This window comes from Streptomyces sp. NPDC091682, assembly GCF_044756625.1.
GTDB lineage: Bacteria > Actinomycetota > Actinomycetes > Streptomycetales > Streptomycetaceae > Streptomyces.
Window position 1 is genome coordinate 743,063 of record NZ_JBIVTH010000002.1, and the last position, 14,395, is coordinate 757,457.

General features: G+C 72.2%; 12 protein-coding genes and 1 pseudogene. 6 read left to right on the forward strand and 7 right to left on the reverse strand.

What is annotated here, in order from left to right:
• The first annotated feature begins 27 nt into the window (after positions 1 to 27).
• Complete coding sequence (locus ACIQK6_RS07795; RefSeq protein WP_329096641.1) at positions 28 to 216, forward strand: hypothetical protein; 189 nt, start codon at positions 28 to 30, stop codon at positions 214 to 216.
• Between the two features lie 40 nt (positions 217 to 256).
• On the opposite strand, the gene lysX is transcribed toward ACIQK6_RS07795, so the two are convergent.
• Positions 257 to 3,586: a bifunctional lysylphosphatidylglycerol synthetase/lysine--tRNA ligase LysX gene (gene lysX / locus ACIQK6_RS07800; protein ID WP_402694486.1), complete on the reverse strand. Its 3,330-nt coding sequence runs from the start codon at positions 3,584 to 3,586 to the stop codon at positions 257 to 259.
• A 177-nt stretch (positions 3,587 to 3,763) separates the two neighbouring features.
• On the opposite strand from lysX, the pseudogene ACIQK6_RS07805 reads away from it, so the two are divergent.
• Positions 3,764 to 4,251, forward strand: a pseudogene (locus ACIQK6_RS07805) (universal stress protein).
• 24 nt (positions 4,252 to 4,275) lie between these two features.
• Here ACIQK6_RS07805 and ACIQK6_RS07810 read toward each other — a convergent pair.
• On the reverse strand, positions 4,276 to 5,475 hold the full coding sequence (locus ACIQK6_RS07810; protein WP_402694487.1) for a CapA family protein: 1,200 nt from the start codon (positions 5,473 to 5,475) through the stop codon (positions 4,276 to 4,278).
• 311 nt (positions 5,476 to 5,786) lie between these two features.
• Here ACIQK6_RS07810 and ACIQK6_RS07815 point away from each other — a divergent pair, with 311 nt between their 5' ends.
• The 4 genes from ACIQK6_RS07815 to ACIQK6_RS07830 all read left to right on the forward strand — a co-directional run bounded on the left by ACIQK6_RS07815 (position 5,787) and on the right by ACIQK6_RS07830 (position 8,697).
• The gene (locus ACIQK6_RS07815) at positions 5,787 to 6,326 is read left to right on the forward strand and encodes a sigma-70 family RNA polymerase sigma factor (RefSeq protein WP_329096645.1); all 540 of its coding nucleotides are present in this window, start codon (positions 5,787 to 5,789) and stop codon (positions 6,324 to 6,326) included.
• 229 nt (positions 6,327 to 6,555) lie between these two features.
• A complete protein-coding gene (locus ACIQK6_RS07820) occupies positions 6,556 to 7,026 on the forward strand; it encodes a hypothetical protein (protein WP_402694529.1) in 471 nt (156 codons plus the stop codon).
• A 63-nt stretch (positions 7,027 to 7,089) separates the two neighbouring features.
• A complete protein-coding gene (locus tag ACIQK6_RS07825) occupies positions 7,090 to 7,821 on the forward strand; it encodes a DUF4913 domain-containing protein (RefSeq protein WP_329096647.1) in 732 nt (243 codons plus the stop codon).
• A gap of 438 nt (positions 7,822 to 8,259) precedes the next feature.
• On the forward strand, positions 8,260 to 8,697 hold the full coding sequence (locus tag ACIQK6_RS07830; RefSeq protein WP_402694488.1) for a hypothetical protein: 438 nt from the start codon (positions 8,260 to 8,262) through the stop codon (positions 8,695 to 8,697).
• A 290-nt stretch (positions 8,698 to 8,987) separates the two neighbouring features.
• Here the strand turns inward: ACIQK6_RS07830 and ACIQK6_RS07835 are convergent, their stop codons facing one another.
• The 5 genes from ACIQK6_RS07835 to ACIQK6_RS07855 all read right to left on the reverse strand — a co-directional run bounded on the left by ACIQK6_RS07835 (position 8,988) and on the right by ACIQK6_RS07855 (position 14,395).
• Positions 8,988 to 9,377, reverse strand: coding sequence for a hypothetical protein (locus ACIQK6_RS07835; RefSeq protein WP_329096651.1), 390 nt, complete (start codon positions 9,375 to 9,377; stop codon positions 8,988 to 8,990).
• 26 nt (positions 9,378 to 9,403) lie between these two features.
• Positions 9,404 to 10,264 carry a DNA-formamidopyrimidine glycosylase family protein gene (locus ACIQK6_RS07840; RefSeq protein ID WP_329096652.1) on the reverse strand — a complete coding sequence of 287 codons (861 nt, stop codon included), beginning with the start codon at positions 10,262 to 10,264 and terminating at the stop codon, positions 9,404 to 9,406.
• 20 nt (positions 10,265 to 10,284) lie between these two features.
• Positions 10,285 to 11,538, reverse strand: coding sequence for a hypothetical protein (locus ACIQK6_RS07845; protein ID WP_402694489.1), 1,254 nt, complete (start codon positions 11,536 to 11,538; stop codon positions 10,285 to 10,287).
• A 64-nt stretch (positions 11,539 to 11,602) separates the two neighbouring features.
• Positions 11,603 to 12,259: a class I SAM-dependent methyltransferase gene (locus tag ACIQK6_RS07850; RefSeq protein WP_402694490.1), complete on the reverse strand. Its 657-nt coding sequence runs from the start codon at positions 12,257 to 12,259 to the stop codon at positions 11,603 to 11,605.
• A 72-nt stretch (positions 12,260 to 12,331) separates the two neighbouring features.
• Positions 12,332 to 14,395 carry a SpoIIE family protein phosphatase gene (locus ACIQK6_RS07855; RefSeq protein WP_329096658.1) on the reverse strand — a complete coding sequence of 688 codons (2,064 nt, stop codon included), beginning with the start codon at positions 14,393 to 14,395 and terminating at the stop codon, positions 12,332 to 12,334.

Consider the following 14,395-nt stretch of genomic DNA (forward strand, 5'->3'; position numbering starts at 1 on the left):
TCACACCCGCAGGGCTTCACCGCCACCGTGGTCGTGCTCGCCGAGCGGGCCGGGATCCGGGTGGACTGGGAGCGGCTCGGCGCTGCCCCGGACGGCCCTCGCGAGGACGTACAGGTGTCCGTCGCGGGAACGGCCGCTCCGCCGCCCGGTCGCAGTTGGTCCACGGGGCTGCGGGAGCAGGCGGCGCGGCTGGAACGGCGTATGCCGAGGCAGTGAGGGACCGCCACGGCGACGACGGGGGCGTCCTTCGGGGTGGTCAGCCGCGGCGGACCAGGGGGAAGGGCAGGGTCTCGCGGATCGTCAGGCCCGTGAGGAACATGACGAGGCGGTCCACGCCGATGCCGAGGCCGCCCGTGGGCGGCATCGCGTACTCCAGGGCGTCGAGGAAGTCGTTGTCGAGTTCCATCGCCTCCGGGTCACCGCCCGCCGCGAGCAGGGACTGGGCGGTGAGGCGGCGGCGCTGTTCCACGGGGTCGGTCAGCTCCGAGTAGGCGGTTCCCAGTTCGGTGCCGAAGGCGACCAGGTCCCAGCGTTCGGCGAGCCTGGGGTCCCGGCGGTGCTGGCGGGTGAGCGGGGAGACGTCGGTGGGGAAGTCCTTGTAGAAGGTCGGCAGCTTGGTGCGCTCCTCCACGAGGCGCTCGTACATCTCCAGCACCACGTCGCCGCGGGTGTCCTCGGGGCCGTGCGGGACCGACGCCCGGTCGCACAGTCGGCGCAGTGCCCCTTCCTCGGTGTCGGCGTCGACCTCCTCGCCGAGGGCCTCGCTGATGGCCCCGTACATGGTCTTGACCGGCCAGGTTCCGGAGATGTCGTGGACGACGAGCTTCCCGTCCGGTCCCGCCTTGTGGGCGATGGGCGAGCCGAAGGCGGCGGTGGCGGCGCCCTGGATCAGTTCGCGGGTGAGGTCGAGCATCACGTCGTAGTCGGCGAAGGCCTGGTAGGCCTCCAGCATCGTGAACTCGGGGTTGTGCTTGTAGGAGACGCCCTCGTTGCGGAAGGTGCGGCCCATCTCGAAGACCTTCTCCATGCCGCCGACGCAGAGCCGCTTGAGGTAGAGCTCGGGCGCGATGCGCAGGTACAGGTCGAGGTCGTAGGCGTTGATGTGGGTGCGGAAGGGCCGGGCGTTGGCGCCGCCGTGGATCTGCTGGAGCATCGGGGTCTCGACCTCGAGGTAGCCGCGGTCGAGCAGTCCCTGGCGCAGGGCCTGGACCGCGCTGGAGCGGGCCCGTACGACGTCCCGGGCCTCGGGGCTCGCGACGAGGTCGAGGTAGCGGCGCCGGACCCGGGCCTCGGGGTCGGCGAGGCCCTTGCGCTTGTCGGGGAGGGGGCGCAGGCACTTGCCGGTGAGTTGCCAGGACCGGACCACCAGCGACAGCTCGCCCGCCTTGCTGGCGCCGGTCTCGCCGCTGACGAGCACGTGGTCGCCGAAGTCGACCTGGGAGGTGAAGGAGTCCAGTACCTCGGCCCCGGCTTCGTCGCGGGTGAGCATCAGCTGGATGTCGCCGGACCAGTCGCGCAGGACGGCGAAGACCACGCCGCCGAGGTCGCGCACGAGCATCACGCGCCCGGCGAGGGTGACCTGTTCGCCGGTCCGGGCGCCGGGCGGGAGGGTGGGACGGCCGGGGGAACCCCCGTGGGTGGCCTTCAGTTCCGCGACGGTGTGGGTGCGCGCGCGGATCCCCACCGGGTAGGGGTCGGTACCGGCCGCCCGGATGCGGTCCAGTTTCGCGTGGCGGACGCGGACCTGTTCGGGCAGCCGCTCGACCGGGGCCCCCGCGTCCCCCTGCTCGACCGCGTCCAGGCCGAGGGATTCGATGGAGGGCAGTCCCTCGGTGGAGGCGATGGCGGTGAGGCCCTTGGGGTGGCCGTTGCCCCACAGGGTGCGCAGGCTGGGTACGGAGACGAAGCCCTCGGCGATGCCGGAGGCGAGGCTGACCCGGGCGAGCGAGCCGGCGTCCTGGTAGCAGAGGTAGCGCGGGTACCACTCGGGGTCGTACTTGACGTTCGAGCGGTACAGCGCCTCCAGCTGCCACCAACGGGAGAAGAAGAGGAGCAGCTTGCGCCACAGTTTGAGGACGGGGCCGGCGCCGATCCGGCCGCCCTCCTCGAAGGCGGAGCGGAAGACGGCGAAGTTGAGGGAGATCCGGTGCACACCGAGGCCGGGGGCCGCGGCGCAGAGTTGGGCGACCATGAACTCCATGACCCCGTTGGGGGCGGTGCGGTCGCGGCGCATGAGGTCGAGGGAGATGCCGTCCTTGCCCCAGGGGACAAAGGAGAGCAGGGCGATCAGCTCGCCCTTGTCGTCGAAGGCCTCGACCAGCAGGCAGTCCCCGTCGGCGCGGTCGCCGAGCCGGTCCAGGGCCATGGAGAAACCGCGTTCGGTCTCGGTGTCGCGCCATTTGTCCGCGCTTTCCACGATCCTCTGCATCTCGTCCTCGGAGAGGGCGGAGTGGCGGCGGATGACGGTGGTGGCGCCGGTGCGCCGGACACGGTTGACGGCCTGGCGGGTGACGCGCATGTCGCGGCCGTCGAGGTCGAAGCGGGCCACGTGCAGGATGGCCTCGTCGCCGAGCTGCAGTGCGCCGAGTCCGGAGCGGGCGTAGGCGGTGGCGCCGTCCTCGGAGGCGCCCATGACGGCGGGCTGCCAGCCGTAGCGCCGGGCCACGGCCAGCCAGGCGTCGATGGCGGCGGTCCAGGAGGCGGGGTCGCCGACCGGGTCACCGCTGGCGAGGCAGACACCCGCCTCGACGCGGTAGGTGACGCCGGCCTTGCCGTTGGGGGCGAAGACGACGGCCTTGTCGCGCCGGGTGGCGAAGTAGCCGAGGGAGTCGTTGCGGCCGTAGGCGCCGAGGAGCGCGCGGATGCGGGGTTCCTCGTCGCCGTGCAGGGCGGCGGTCAGGCGCTGGGAGCGGAAGAGGGTCATGGCCGCGTTCAGTAGGGCGGCCGCGCCGAAGAGGCCGAGCAGGAAGGAGAGCGGGCGGGGTGGGTGGCCGTCGAACTCCCGGGCGGAGAAGAGGCCGCCGAAGACCTCCTTGGCGGCCCAGTCCAACCACTGGCCCCGGGGCAGGGTGCCGGGGAAGAGGGCGACGAGCGCCCAGCCCACGAGTACGGCGGCGAGCAGGCCGAGGCCGAGCACGAACAGGGCGTGCCACAGGGCCCCCGGGCGGGAGGCGGCGTAGAACTCGTCGCGGGCGGCGATCAGAACGGCCAGCGCGGCGACGGCGATGACCATGGAGGGGATGCCGATCCAGTACGCGCCGACGGCCATCTCCAGCACGTCGTCGACGATCAGCAGGGCCAAATAGGTGATGACGATCCACCAGGCGACCTTCTTGCGGGTGCCGAGGGCCGCGGCGAGGAGGAAGAGGAAGACGGCGTAGGCGAGGTTCGCGCTGACCGGGACGACGATCAGATCGAGGAACCGCACGATGGGCCGCAGGAGCCGCCGCAGCGTGGGGGAGAGCGCGAGCAGGGCGCAGAGCAGGCCGAGCGTTCCGAAGAACGCGCCGAACCCGTCGGGCACCCGGTTCAGGAAGCGGTTCCGGGTTCCGTGCTTCTCCTCCACGGTGGCGCTGGTCGCACTCATGGTTCGCACTGTAGGGAGGGCCGCGCCGGGGCGCGCGGCGAGCGATGGGCCGCGAGGTGCACGGCCGCTCCCCGGGCCATGTCCTCGAGCAGGCCCGGTTCGTGCACCGGGTCGTGCACCGGGTCAGGCCCCGGGCCGTGCCCCGGGCGTTCTGGAGCACGGCCCATCCTCGGCAGGGTGACGGAGCACGTGAATACGAAATTCGAACGCGGTACCGACGGTCCGAAGGTGATCCTGGCCGGGGTGGACGGATCGGAGTCCTCGCTGCGGGCCGCAGCCTACGCGGCGGGGCTGGCCCGGCGGCAGAACGCCCTGCTGGCCCTGGTGTACGTCCAGCCGGTGATCCCGGCCGGCGCCGCGCTCGGCGCGCCGGCGGCGGACACCACCGGGGAGATCGCCGAGGGCCGGGTGACCGAGATCCGCGCCTCGGCGGAGCGGCTCAAGGGCATCTACGAGGTGCGCTGGCAGTTCCACACCTTCCACGACGACCCGCCCCCAGCTACCGCTGGGAGGTGCCCCCAGCCGGCCTGGTGAGCGCGGCGGACGAGCTGATGGCGGACGCGGTGGTGGTCGGCGCCTCCGAACAGGCGGGCCACCGCATCGTGGGATCGGTGGCGATCCGCCTGGTGAAGGCGGGCCGCTGGCCCGTCACCGTGGTTCCGTAGGGATCCCGGGTCCCGTCGCCGGCCCTACCTGCCCATGGTCAGGCCGTCCTTGGCGGCGCCGCGGCTGAGCACGGCCTCGCTGATGGCGTCGCGCGCGCTCTCGTAGTCCTCCCGACCGGGCTCCTTCGCGAGGGCGTCGGTCAGGTGGACGACCCGGCCCACGGACAGGTCCATCATCTGCGGCACGAACTCGGCCTTGGTGACCTGCCAGCGCTGCCCGGCGGCGGCCGGCGGGGCGAAGGCGAACCGGCCGATCGAGCCGTAGTTGCCCCGCATGTCGCGCGCGCCCGAGTGGTTGAACATCTCGCCCGCGACCTGGTCGCCCATGCCGTAGATGATCCAGGTCCCGTTGACCTTCTCGTAGGGCTGCGGCACGTGGGCGTGCGTACCGATGAGGGCGTCGATGTCGGGGCGGCCGCCGGTCTGCGAGGCGGTGAGCGCCTTGCCGAGCGAGAGCTGGGTGCCGTCCGGTTCGGTCTCCCATTCCGTGCCCCAGTGCACGCTCACCAGCACCACGTCCGCGCCCGCCTTCCGGGCCGCCCGCGCATCCGCGATGATCTTGTCCTGCTTCATCAGGTTGACCGCCCACGGCTGGCCCTCGGGCATCGGGTAGCCGTTGGTGTCGTAGGTGTACGCGAGGTGCGCCACCTTGGCGGAACCTGCCGTGTACGTGGTCACCGTGGCCGCCTCGGCGGCCGTACGGGCCGATCCGGCGTGCCCCAGTCCGACCTTGTCGAAGCGGTCCAGCGTGCGGCGCAGGCCCGCGCCCCCGTCGTCGAGGGTGTGGTTCGAGGCCGTGGAGCAGCCGTCGTACCCGGAGTCCTTCAGCCCGTCGGCGACCTGCGGCGGCGATGTGAAGGCCGGATAGCCGGAGAAGGGCCCGCCCTCCTCCCCGTAGATGGTCTCCATGTGGCAGAGGGCGAGGTCGGCCGCCGAGACCACCGGTTTGACCCCGGAGAACATCGGCCTGAAGTCGTATCCGTCGCCGTCCGCGTCGTTCGCCGCGCGCTGGATGACGGAGGTGTGCGGCAGCACGTCGCCGCTCACAACGAGGGTGAAGCCCTGCCCGGGGGCCGGTCCGGCGGCACTGGAGGGGGCGGCCGGCCCCCCGGAATCCCCGAGGCGGGCCGGTGCGGAGCTCTGGGTGGCCGAGCAACCGGCGGCGGCGGACAGCAGCACGACCGACAGGAGGGCGAACACCTGCGGTCGGATTCGCGTGGTCATGCGCCCTGCTCTCATTAATACGATTATCTGATGTGTGATCACATGCAATCCACATAACTACACGCTGTAAGTCAAGAACCGGATCCGTCTTGCGGACACGCGCCCACCCGAACGGCGGACGGGGGCGAGGCCGACCGCCTGCCGTTCGCCGCGCCGTTCGACCGTTCACCGACCGGCACGGCCGCCCGGCGGACGACCCGGGTGCTTGGGCGCAACGCCGGGGCCGGACGGTTCCGGGTCGGCTCCGTGCAGGTCAGGGTGGACGGGTCGCCGCTTCCACGGCCCCCCACGCACCCCGGAAGGAGCCCCTCGTGCCGATCTCCCCCACCCTCCCGCGTACGGACCCCGAGGCACTCGCCGTCCTCCAGCGCGATCACGGGCGGGCCCTGTTCGGATTCCTGGTAGGCCTTACGGCAGGGGACGCCCAGCGCGCGGAGGACCTCGTGCAGGAGACCCTCGTACGGGTCTGGCAGCACCCGGAGGCCCTGTCCAGCGGGCACGACTCCATGCGGCCCTGGCTGTTCACGGTGGCCCGGCGGCTCGCGATCGACGCCCGGCGGGCCCGGCTGTCACGACCGCTGGAGGTGGATCCGGAGGGGCTGGAACACGCACCCGAGCCGCAGGACGCGGTGGCCGGCTCGGTCACGGCGATCGACGTCCGGCGGGCCGTGGGGTCCCTCGGGCCGGAGCACCGCGAGGTGCTGATGCAGGTCTACTTCCGCGACCGCTCGGTGGCCGAGGCCGCCGCCGAGCTCGGAATTCCGGCCGGAACGGTCAAGTCCCGGACGTACTACGCCCTCCGCGCCCTGCGGAAGGGCCTCCAGGGGTACGGGTACGGCCTCGGCGCCTGAGCCTGCAGCGCGGCGAAGGATCGGCTAACGCCATGAATAGATGCGGACCGGACATAAAACGCGTCGATTTCGGCATCAGAGCGTGCAAGTTGAGTAAACATCCCCCGCTCCGCGAGCCGCTCGGTGAAGGCTCGGGACTGATAAACGGGACGCTCGAAGCGCGGGAGAAGGTGGAACGGTGCAGCCCGAGGGTAGTAACGGCACCAGTGACGGCGGGCTCGCGGTGCCCATGGCCTGGCTGTACGCCGAGTACATCGCGGACGAACTGCTGCGCACGGGCCGGCTCATCCCGGCCAGCACCCTGGAGTTCAGGGCCGGACGGGACACGCTCGCCCTGACGATCTACCTCTCGGACGCGGCCGGCGAGCTCTCCGGCATCCGGGTGGTCTCGCAGCTCGACGAGTGGCTGTCGCTCACGGCGTACGGACACCCGTGGCGCGACTGGGTGCACACCCGGTTCCTCGCGCTCGGCGAGGAGGCCCGGGAGCGCGACGACTGCGCGGACCCCGATCTGGAACTGGCCCGGGCGGCGTGGCGCTGGCTGGACAGCACCGAACTGTTCGCCACCAACCTCGACCCCGGGCGGCCCGACGACGACCACACCGACATCGCGCCGGGCCTGGACGAGAACGCGCGCGTATGGACGCCGGCCTGGCAACTCGGTCTGCCCCTCGGCCACTTGGCGATGCACTTGTTCTGACAAAGCCACGAGCACGGACACGGGTAGAGGACGCTGAACTCGTATGATCAGCACACTCCTCACGTGGCTCGAAAGGCACTCATCAGTTCCATGGACAGCAAAGCGATCGAGAACGCGCAGCGGGTGGCGGCGCGGGTGACGGCCGAAGCCGATGGCGATGCCTGGAAGGAACACCACTGGACGGTGGCCCGCTTCCTGGCCGGTTCCCGGTCGGCCGCCGAGGAGGACCGCTGGAGAAGGCAGTTGAACGACTGGCGGGAGCGGCTCGTCGCTTCCCTCGCGGCGGACGCCTTCGCCGAGGTCGCCGAATCCCAGGACCTCCTCCTGGGCTGGCTCCTGACGGAGCTCCGGCGCAGCGACGACGCCCTCGGCTCGCTGCTGGCGTTGTACCCCCTGCCCCGGCCGAAGCCGGAACCGCGTTCCGTCTTCCCGATGCCGGCGTCGGAGGTCTACGGCGACGGACCCGAGTTCTACTTCAGCGACGTCTTCGCCTTCGTCACCGACTACCTGGCGGTCACGATCCGCCGCCCCCTGGACGGTACGTCTGCGACCTGGTGTCCGCTCTGGTGGGAGCACCCGGAGGCGGGGGCCCGGCTGTCCGCGCTGTGGCTGGCCTGGGAGCACCTGCGCCACGATCCGGCCCTCGGCATGACGACGTGGTGGATCCAGCACGCCGATCCGCACCTGCGGGTCCTGATGGACCCCCGCCAGGGCCCGTTCGCCGCGTGCTCGCCGAGGGGGCACGCGCAGGAACCGCTCGCCCCGCTCCCGGTGGAACCGTACGAGCCGTCGTAGACCGCCGGCGCCCGTGCCTGCATCCCCGTTCCGCCGGAGGTCGCCGGGCTGGGGCCGGTCCAACGGAACGGCACCGGCCGGAGCGCCTTGTGCTCACGAGTTGCCGGGGCAGTCGGTCTCGGTCCAGGTCGCGACGAGGTCACGGCAGACGACGGCAGGTCCAACGGTCGGCTGCTGCCGAGTCCCGCAGCTCCTGAGGGGCTCCGCTACGGATGGGACGGGGTCAGGGGTGGTGGCAGCGCCGGCCGGCTGCCGGGCAGGTCCCCCGGCGTCGGTGAGATCGGTGCTCTCTTTCGTGAGTTCGACCAACTCGCGGTCCGCTTTGAGGCCACCGTCCTGATCGCAGTCATCAACGAGTGGCTCTGACCTTGTTCGCCACGCTCGGTCGGAGAGAAATCCGGTACCGCTGCAGGAGGCCAGGCCCTTAGCCTGCAGCCCATGCATCAGCCTCGAAGGCGCGACCGGCGCCTGACTCGCCGCGTGTCGTCAGAGCCGGGGCAGCCTCAGGCGTTCCGGCTCCCTGACGTGGGTGCCGATGTGGTCCTGGTCGGCTACTTCTCCGCGAAACAGAAGGACTTCGAAACACTCATGGCGTCGGCAGCCACAGAACTGGCAGCGCACGGCGCTCGGGTCGTCGCGCAGATCGTGCAACGACGAGGCGTCTCGAACGGCGGGGTCCGCAAGATGGGTCTGCCCTACTCTTCGCGAACCCTGCTGTCCTACGGGAAGGTCCGCGAGGTGGCTCTGGTGTGTGAGCAAGCCAACGCTGACGCAGTGGTCTTCGTTGCCTCCTTGACGGAGCGCCAGCAGCGCACGTTGACAGAGATGCTCGGCCGCCCCTCCGTGAGTCTCTCTGACATCCTCGCTGCCAACTGACGACCCACCCGGAACGGGTTGCTGAAACCGACCCTAGTCGTCGGCTGCGACGAGCAGGGTGAGTGCGGCTGCGGGGCGGTCGATGAGGATGGGGCCGTAGCCACGGAACGCGTCCTCGAGAAGCCGTCCGAGTACGTATCGGGTGGTCCGTCGATCTGCGGCCTGACCAGCCACTGTTCTCGACCCACCGGCCGCCGGCTGAGGCGCCTTGCCGCTGGACGGCGGGGCGAGTTGGTGCAGAGGGCTGCGGGGTGCCGTCCCGCAATCGCGGCGGGAAGACGGAACAGCCGTCAGCCGCGGTCGGCCGGGTCCATCACCAGGCCGGTGAAGTCCGCCTCGTTGCGCTCCGCCCGGGTGACGTACCACCGGGCGATGAGCCACATCACCGGATACACCAGCAGGCCGAGCGCCACCCAGACCAGCGGACCCGACGCCTCGCGCGACAGGGCGAACGCCAGCGGCAGGGTCCCGATCAGCGATACGAGCGCGGCCAACGCCCCCAGAGCCGCGCGCAGTTGGCTGCGCATCAAGGCCCGGACGTAGGTGGCCCCGAGGGTCGTCTGCTCGGAGATCTCCGAGCGGGCGGGGGTGTGCGCGGGCGGCCGGCGGCGGGCGCCCCGGGGGACCCCGGTGACGATCTCGCGCCGGGGCGCCGATTGTTGTTGCTGCTCCTCGGCCATCGTGGCGGAGTCTACGCAGCGCCCGCCTATTTGAGGAGGCGCGAAAGCCGCCGGTCCGCGAGCGGCTTCCCACCGGTCTGGCAGGTGGGGCAGTACTGCAGGGACGAGTCGGCGAAGGACACCGAGCGCACGGTGTCCCCGCACACCGGGCACGGCTCACCGGCCCGGCCGTGCACTCGCAGGCCGCTCTTCTTCTCGGCCTTGAGTTTTCCCGCGGCCACCCCGTGGGCCCGGCCGACGGCTTCGCCCAGGGTGCTCCGCACGGCCTCGTAGAGCTGGGTGAGCTGCTCGTCGGTGAAGGAGGCGGCGAGCTTGAACGGTGAGACCCGGGCCGCGTGCAGGATCTCGTCGCTGTAGGCGTTGCCGATTCCCGCGATCACGCTCTGGTCCCGCAGCACGCCCTTGATCTGGCGCCGCTCCCCCTCGAGCAGCGCGGCGAAGGCGTCCCGGTCGAATCGCTCGGCGAGCGGATCGGGGCCGAGGCGGGCGATGCCGGGCACCTCCTGCGGGTCGTGGACCACGTACACGGCGAGGCGCTTTTGGGTACCGGCCTCGGTGAGGTCGAAGCCGCCCCCGCCCACGAGGGAGACGCGCAGCGCGAGCGGCCCCTTGCCGGGGCGCGGCGGCTGCGCGGGCAGGGTGTCCTGCCAGCGCAGCCAGCCGGCCCGGGCCAGGTGCGTGACGAGGTGGATCTCGCCGACCGGCAGGGCCAAGAACTTGCCGTACCGGGCGGTGCTGCCGGCGGGCTGCCCTTCGAGGGCGGTCAGCGGTGGGTCGTAGGTCTTGAGCACGCTCACGGCGAGCGGGAGGACGCGCTCGACCACCCGCCCGGTGAGGTGCTCGTCGAGGTACTCCCGCAGGGCCTCGACCTCGGGCAGCTCCGGCATGGTCCCAGCCTGCCGCCGCCTCAGGCGAAGCGCGAGCTGGGCACCGGGCCGGGCGAGGCGACGCGGTCGCGTGGCGCGGTGAGCCAGCCGTCGCGGACGGCGGTCACGAAGGCCCGGAAGACCTCGTCCGGGTCGGACGGGGTCGCCCCGTCGCCCTCGTCCGGGTCGGCGGCGGCCTGCGCGATGTCGCGGGCGATCTCCTCCTCGGGCCGCGGGTCGTCCTTCCACGGCGGGGAGACGAACTGGCACAGCAGCGTGCTGAAGTCTGCGCTCACGGCGGGCGGGTCGGTCCAGCAGGTGGCGTGCTCGGACAGGATCTGGCCGTCGGTGCGCGCGTACAGGGTGCGCAGGAGGTCCGGGTCGGTCGCGTTCAGGTCGTAGGCGACGACGAGGGTGTCCGTGCGGGCGGGCTCGTACGGTACGGCCGGCAGTCCCAGCACGCGTGCGGCGGCGAGCCCGAGGATCCGGTCGGCCCGGCCGGGCAGCAGCGAGACCGTGGCGGGGCGGCGCCCGGCGGCCTCCAGGGCGAGCGTCAGGCGGGCGAGGCCCCGGCGGCACTGTTCGTGGGTGTCCCCGAGGTAGGCGTACCGGCCGGTCATGCCGGCGTCCCAGCCGTACCCGGAGAGCGTGCCCAGGAGACCGCCGGTCAGGCCGTAGTGCCAACCGCGCAGGTCGGCGCGGCCGAGCGGATCGGCGTGGCCGGCCGCTTCCTGGGCCCGGCGGGCCCGGTCGGTGCGGTACAGCCGGTGCTTCTGGCGGTCGTGGGCGCCGGACCACTGCGGGTCCTCGGGGTCGGGGAGGGCGCCGCCGATGCGCGCGGCGGTGTCCAGGTCCCCGGCCAGCAGGGTGTGGTGCACGAGGAGGTACGTCTCGGGCCAGGCGGGCAGCCCCGGGCCGCGGCCGGAGAGCAGGTCGACGACCTCGGCGTGCCGGTTCTCGTCCTCCAGGGCGGACACCAGCTCGGCGAGGAGCGGCCGCGAGTCGGGGAGCAGTCGCAGTCCCTCGCGCAGCGGTGCGACGGCGAGGAAGGCTATGCCGCGCTCGACGCATGCGTAGCCGAAGTCGTAGAGGGCCTGGGGCTCGCCGGGCCGCTTGGCTGCGGCCTTGGCGGCGCCGGCCAGGTCCTTGAACCCGGCGGCGTCGGCAAGGGCCCTTGTGGCCTTGGCGAGTTCGGTGATCGATGCCGTCTCGGCGTGCGGCCGGAGGGAGCGTACCGCTCCGGGCAGATCGTTCGTCTTCAGGAATCGGCGCACTTCATCTATGGCGTTGGTCATCGCCCCAGATCCTCACGGAGCGGGGCCGGGCGGCGCAACGGACTTTCCCGCTGCGCCGCCCGGGTCAGATCCGGGCGATCAGTGCGTACCGCTCGTCGGTGACCGGTCCGCCCCACAGCTCGGTGTTGCCGCCGAGCGGCTCGACGCGCAGGTCGGACACCAGGGGCCGGACCGCGGCGGTCAGCTCCGCGGCGGTGATCCCGCCGCACCACGGGAGCGATTCGGCTCCGGCGACGTAGGGCGCGCCGCTCTCACCGGCTTCCCGCCACCGCCCCTCGACCAGGACGAGTCGTCCTCCCGGGCCGAGCCGCGCCACCCACGCGCGGAGCGCGGCCCCGGGATCGGGCAGGGTCCACAGCAGGTGCCGGCAGAGGAGCACGTCGTACTGCTCCTGCCCGGTGGGCGGATCCGCGGCGTCGCCGATGAGGAACCGTCCCGTCAGGCCCGCGGCCGCGAGTTTGGCTTCGGCCCGCTCCACCATCCGGGGTGCGAGGTCCACGCCGGTCACCCGGTGTCCGGCCTCGGCCAGCAGCAGGGAGAGCGACCCGGTACCGCAGCCGACGTCGAGGACGTCGGCCGGCGCGGTGGGCAGCCAGGATCCCAGCAGCCGGGCCCATGCGGCGCGGGTGTGCTCCTGCCGCAGGCCATGATCCGGTTCGTCGTCGAACGCGGCCGCGGCGGCGTCCCAGTACGCGGTGATGGCGGGGGTGGGTTCGTACATGGCGGTGATCCTGCCAGCCGCCACCGACAACCGGCATGACGCAACGTCGTCCCCGGGCGGGCCCGGGGGGGCTCAGCCCATCACGAACTCGCACCACACGCATTTGCCGCCGCCCCGCGGCTCCACGCCCCAGACGTCCGCCAGGCGGTCCACCAGCATCAGGCCCCGCCCCGAGACGCCCGACTCCCCCGCCTCGCGGCGGCGCGGCAGTGCGCTGGAGCGGTCCTCCACCTCCACCCGAAGCCGGCGCTGCGGACCCGCAAGGACCCGTAGGGTCACGATGGCCGGGCCGTCCGTGTGCATCAGGGCGTTCACGATCAACTCGTCCGCGACCAGTTCGATCTCGTCGGCCCGTTCCCGCGCGCCCCACGACCGCACCGCCGCACCGATCATGTGCCGGGCCGCCACCAGGGCCTCCGGGTCACCCGGGGCCACGTGCTGCTGGAGGCGCCCGCCGCCCTCCTGCGCGGCCACCACGTGGCGGCGCAGCAGGAGCAGCGCCATGTCGTCGTCCCCGCCCCGTTCGTCGACGATCTCGCACAGCAGGTCCGCCAGGGCCTGTAGGTCGGCCGGTCCGCGGCGGATGTGGGAGGTCAGGAGCTGGATTCCGTCGTCGAGGTCGGCGCCGGGCTGTTCCACCAGGCCGTCGGTGCACAACAGCACCGTTTCCCCGGGGTCCAGCTCCACCGTGGTCACCGGGTACTCCAGGCGGCCGAACTCCGCCGAGAGGCCGAGCGGCATCCCGCCCGCCACCGGGAGCCGGTGGCAGTCCCCGTCGCGGGTGCGCAGCAGCGGGTCGATGTGGCCCGCCCGGACCACCTGGAGGACGCCCGTCGAGAGGTCGGCCTCCACGTACGTGCAGGTCGCGAACCGGTCGGTGTCCAGCTCGTGCAGGAAGACGGAGGCACGGGCCATGACCGTGCCGGGCGAGTGCCCCTCGGCGGCGTACGCGCGCAACACGATCCGCAGCTGGCCCATGACGGCCGCCGCGTGCGTGTCGTGGCCCTGGACGTCGCCGATGACGGCGCCGACCCGGCCGCCGGGCAGCGGGATCACGTCGTACCAGTCGCCGCCGATGTCCTGGCCCATCCGGGCGGACCGGTAGCGCACGGCGATCTCCCCGCCGGCCACCGAGGGGATCCGTCGCGGCAGCATGGCCTGCTGGAGTCCCTCGGCCAGGTCGTGCTCCTGCTCCAGCAGCATGGCCCGCTGCAGGCTCTGCGCGATGCTGCTGCCCAGGGCGACGAGCAGGTTGCGCTCTTCCTGGGTGAAGCCGTCCTTGTCCTGGTAGAGCAGTCCGATCGCGCCGATCGGGCGGGCCTGGGCGATGAGCGGCAGGTAGGCGGCGGCCGAGATCCGCATGTACGAGATCTTCGCCCAGAGCCCGGGGTAGTCCCGGGCGAATTCCTGCGCGGAGTCGAGGAAGCGCGGCTCCAGCGAGCGGACGACCTCGCTCATCGGGTACTGCTCGTCGATGCGGGTGTAGCGGGTACCGGGGACGAAGCTGTCCTCCGGGCCCTCGGCGACCAGGTGGATCCGGCCGGCTTCGACGAGGCCCATCACCATGCCCATCGAGCCGAGCCGTTCCAGTCCGTGGGCGTCGCCGATGACGTCGATGACGTCCTGCACGGTCCGGGCGTGCGCGAGGGCGGCGGTGGTGGACTCGACCACCGACGTCTGGCGGCGCCGTTCCTCGTCCAGGCCAAGCCGCTCCGCCGAGTGGCTGAGCTCGTCGGTGGCGTCCCGGACGATGCCGATGATCCGGTACGGGCGGCCGTCCGGGCCGCGCATGACGCGGCCCTGGGTGTGCGTCCAGCGCAGCCGCCCGTCGTGGCAGCGGATGCGGAAGTAGGCGCCGTAGCTGTCCTCGCCGCTCTTGAGGGCGGAGGAGACGAGGGCGTCGAGCCGGGTCGCCTCGGTGGCGGGGACGCGCGGGTTGAGCGACTCCGGCCGGCCGTCGTACTCCTCGGGAGACGCATCGAAAACGTCGAGGGCGGCTTCGTCCATGTGCATGAGACCGGTGATCAGGTCCCAGTCGAAACTGCCCATGCGGTTCAGCGAGAGCGACCGGTCCGGGTGTGCGGGCCAGTCGTCCGGCAGCGATACGGTGGTCGGCACCGATCCACCATGACACAC

What these genes read in the sequence shown, in the direction of transcription:
- ACIQK6_RS07835 (WP_329096651.1), bottom strand. Translation starts at nt 9,377, where the DNA reads ATGGCCGAGGAGCAGCAACAACAATCGGCGCCCCGGCGCGAGATCGTC.
- ACIQK6_RS07840 (WP_329096652.1), bottom strand. Translation starts at nt 10,264, where the DNA reads ATGCCGGAGCTGCCCGAGGTCGAGGCCCTGCGGGAGTACCTCGACGAG.
- ACIQK6_RS07810 (WP_402694487.1), bottom strand. Translation starts at nt 5,475, where the DNA reads ATGACCACGCGAATCCGACCGCAGGTGTTCGCCCTCCTGTCGGTCGTG.
- ACIQK6_RS07845 (WP_402694489.1), bottom strand. Translation starts at nt 11,538, where the DNA reads ATGACCAACGCCATAGATGAAGTGCGCCGATTCCTGAAGACGAACGAT.
- ACIQK6_RS07820 (WP_402694529.1), top strand. Translation starts at nt 6,556, where the DNA reads ATGGCCTGGCTGTACGCCGAGTACATCGCGGACGAACTGCTGCGCACG.
- ACIQK6_RS07850 (WP_402694490.1), bottom strand. Translation starts at nt 12,259, where the DNA reads ATGTACGAACCCACCCCCGCCATCACCGCGTACTGGGACGCCGCCGCG.
- lysX (WP_402694486.1), bottom strand. Translation starts at nt 3,586, where the DNA reads ATGAGTGCGACCAGCGCCACCGTGGAGGAGAAGCACGGAACCCGGAAC.
- ACIQK6_RS07830 (WP_402694488.1), top strand. Translation starts at nt 8,260, where the DNA reads ATGCATCAGCCTCGAAGGCGCGACCGGCGCCTGACTCGCCGCGTGTCG.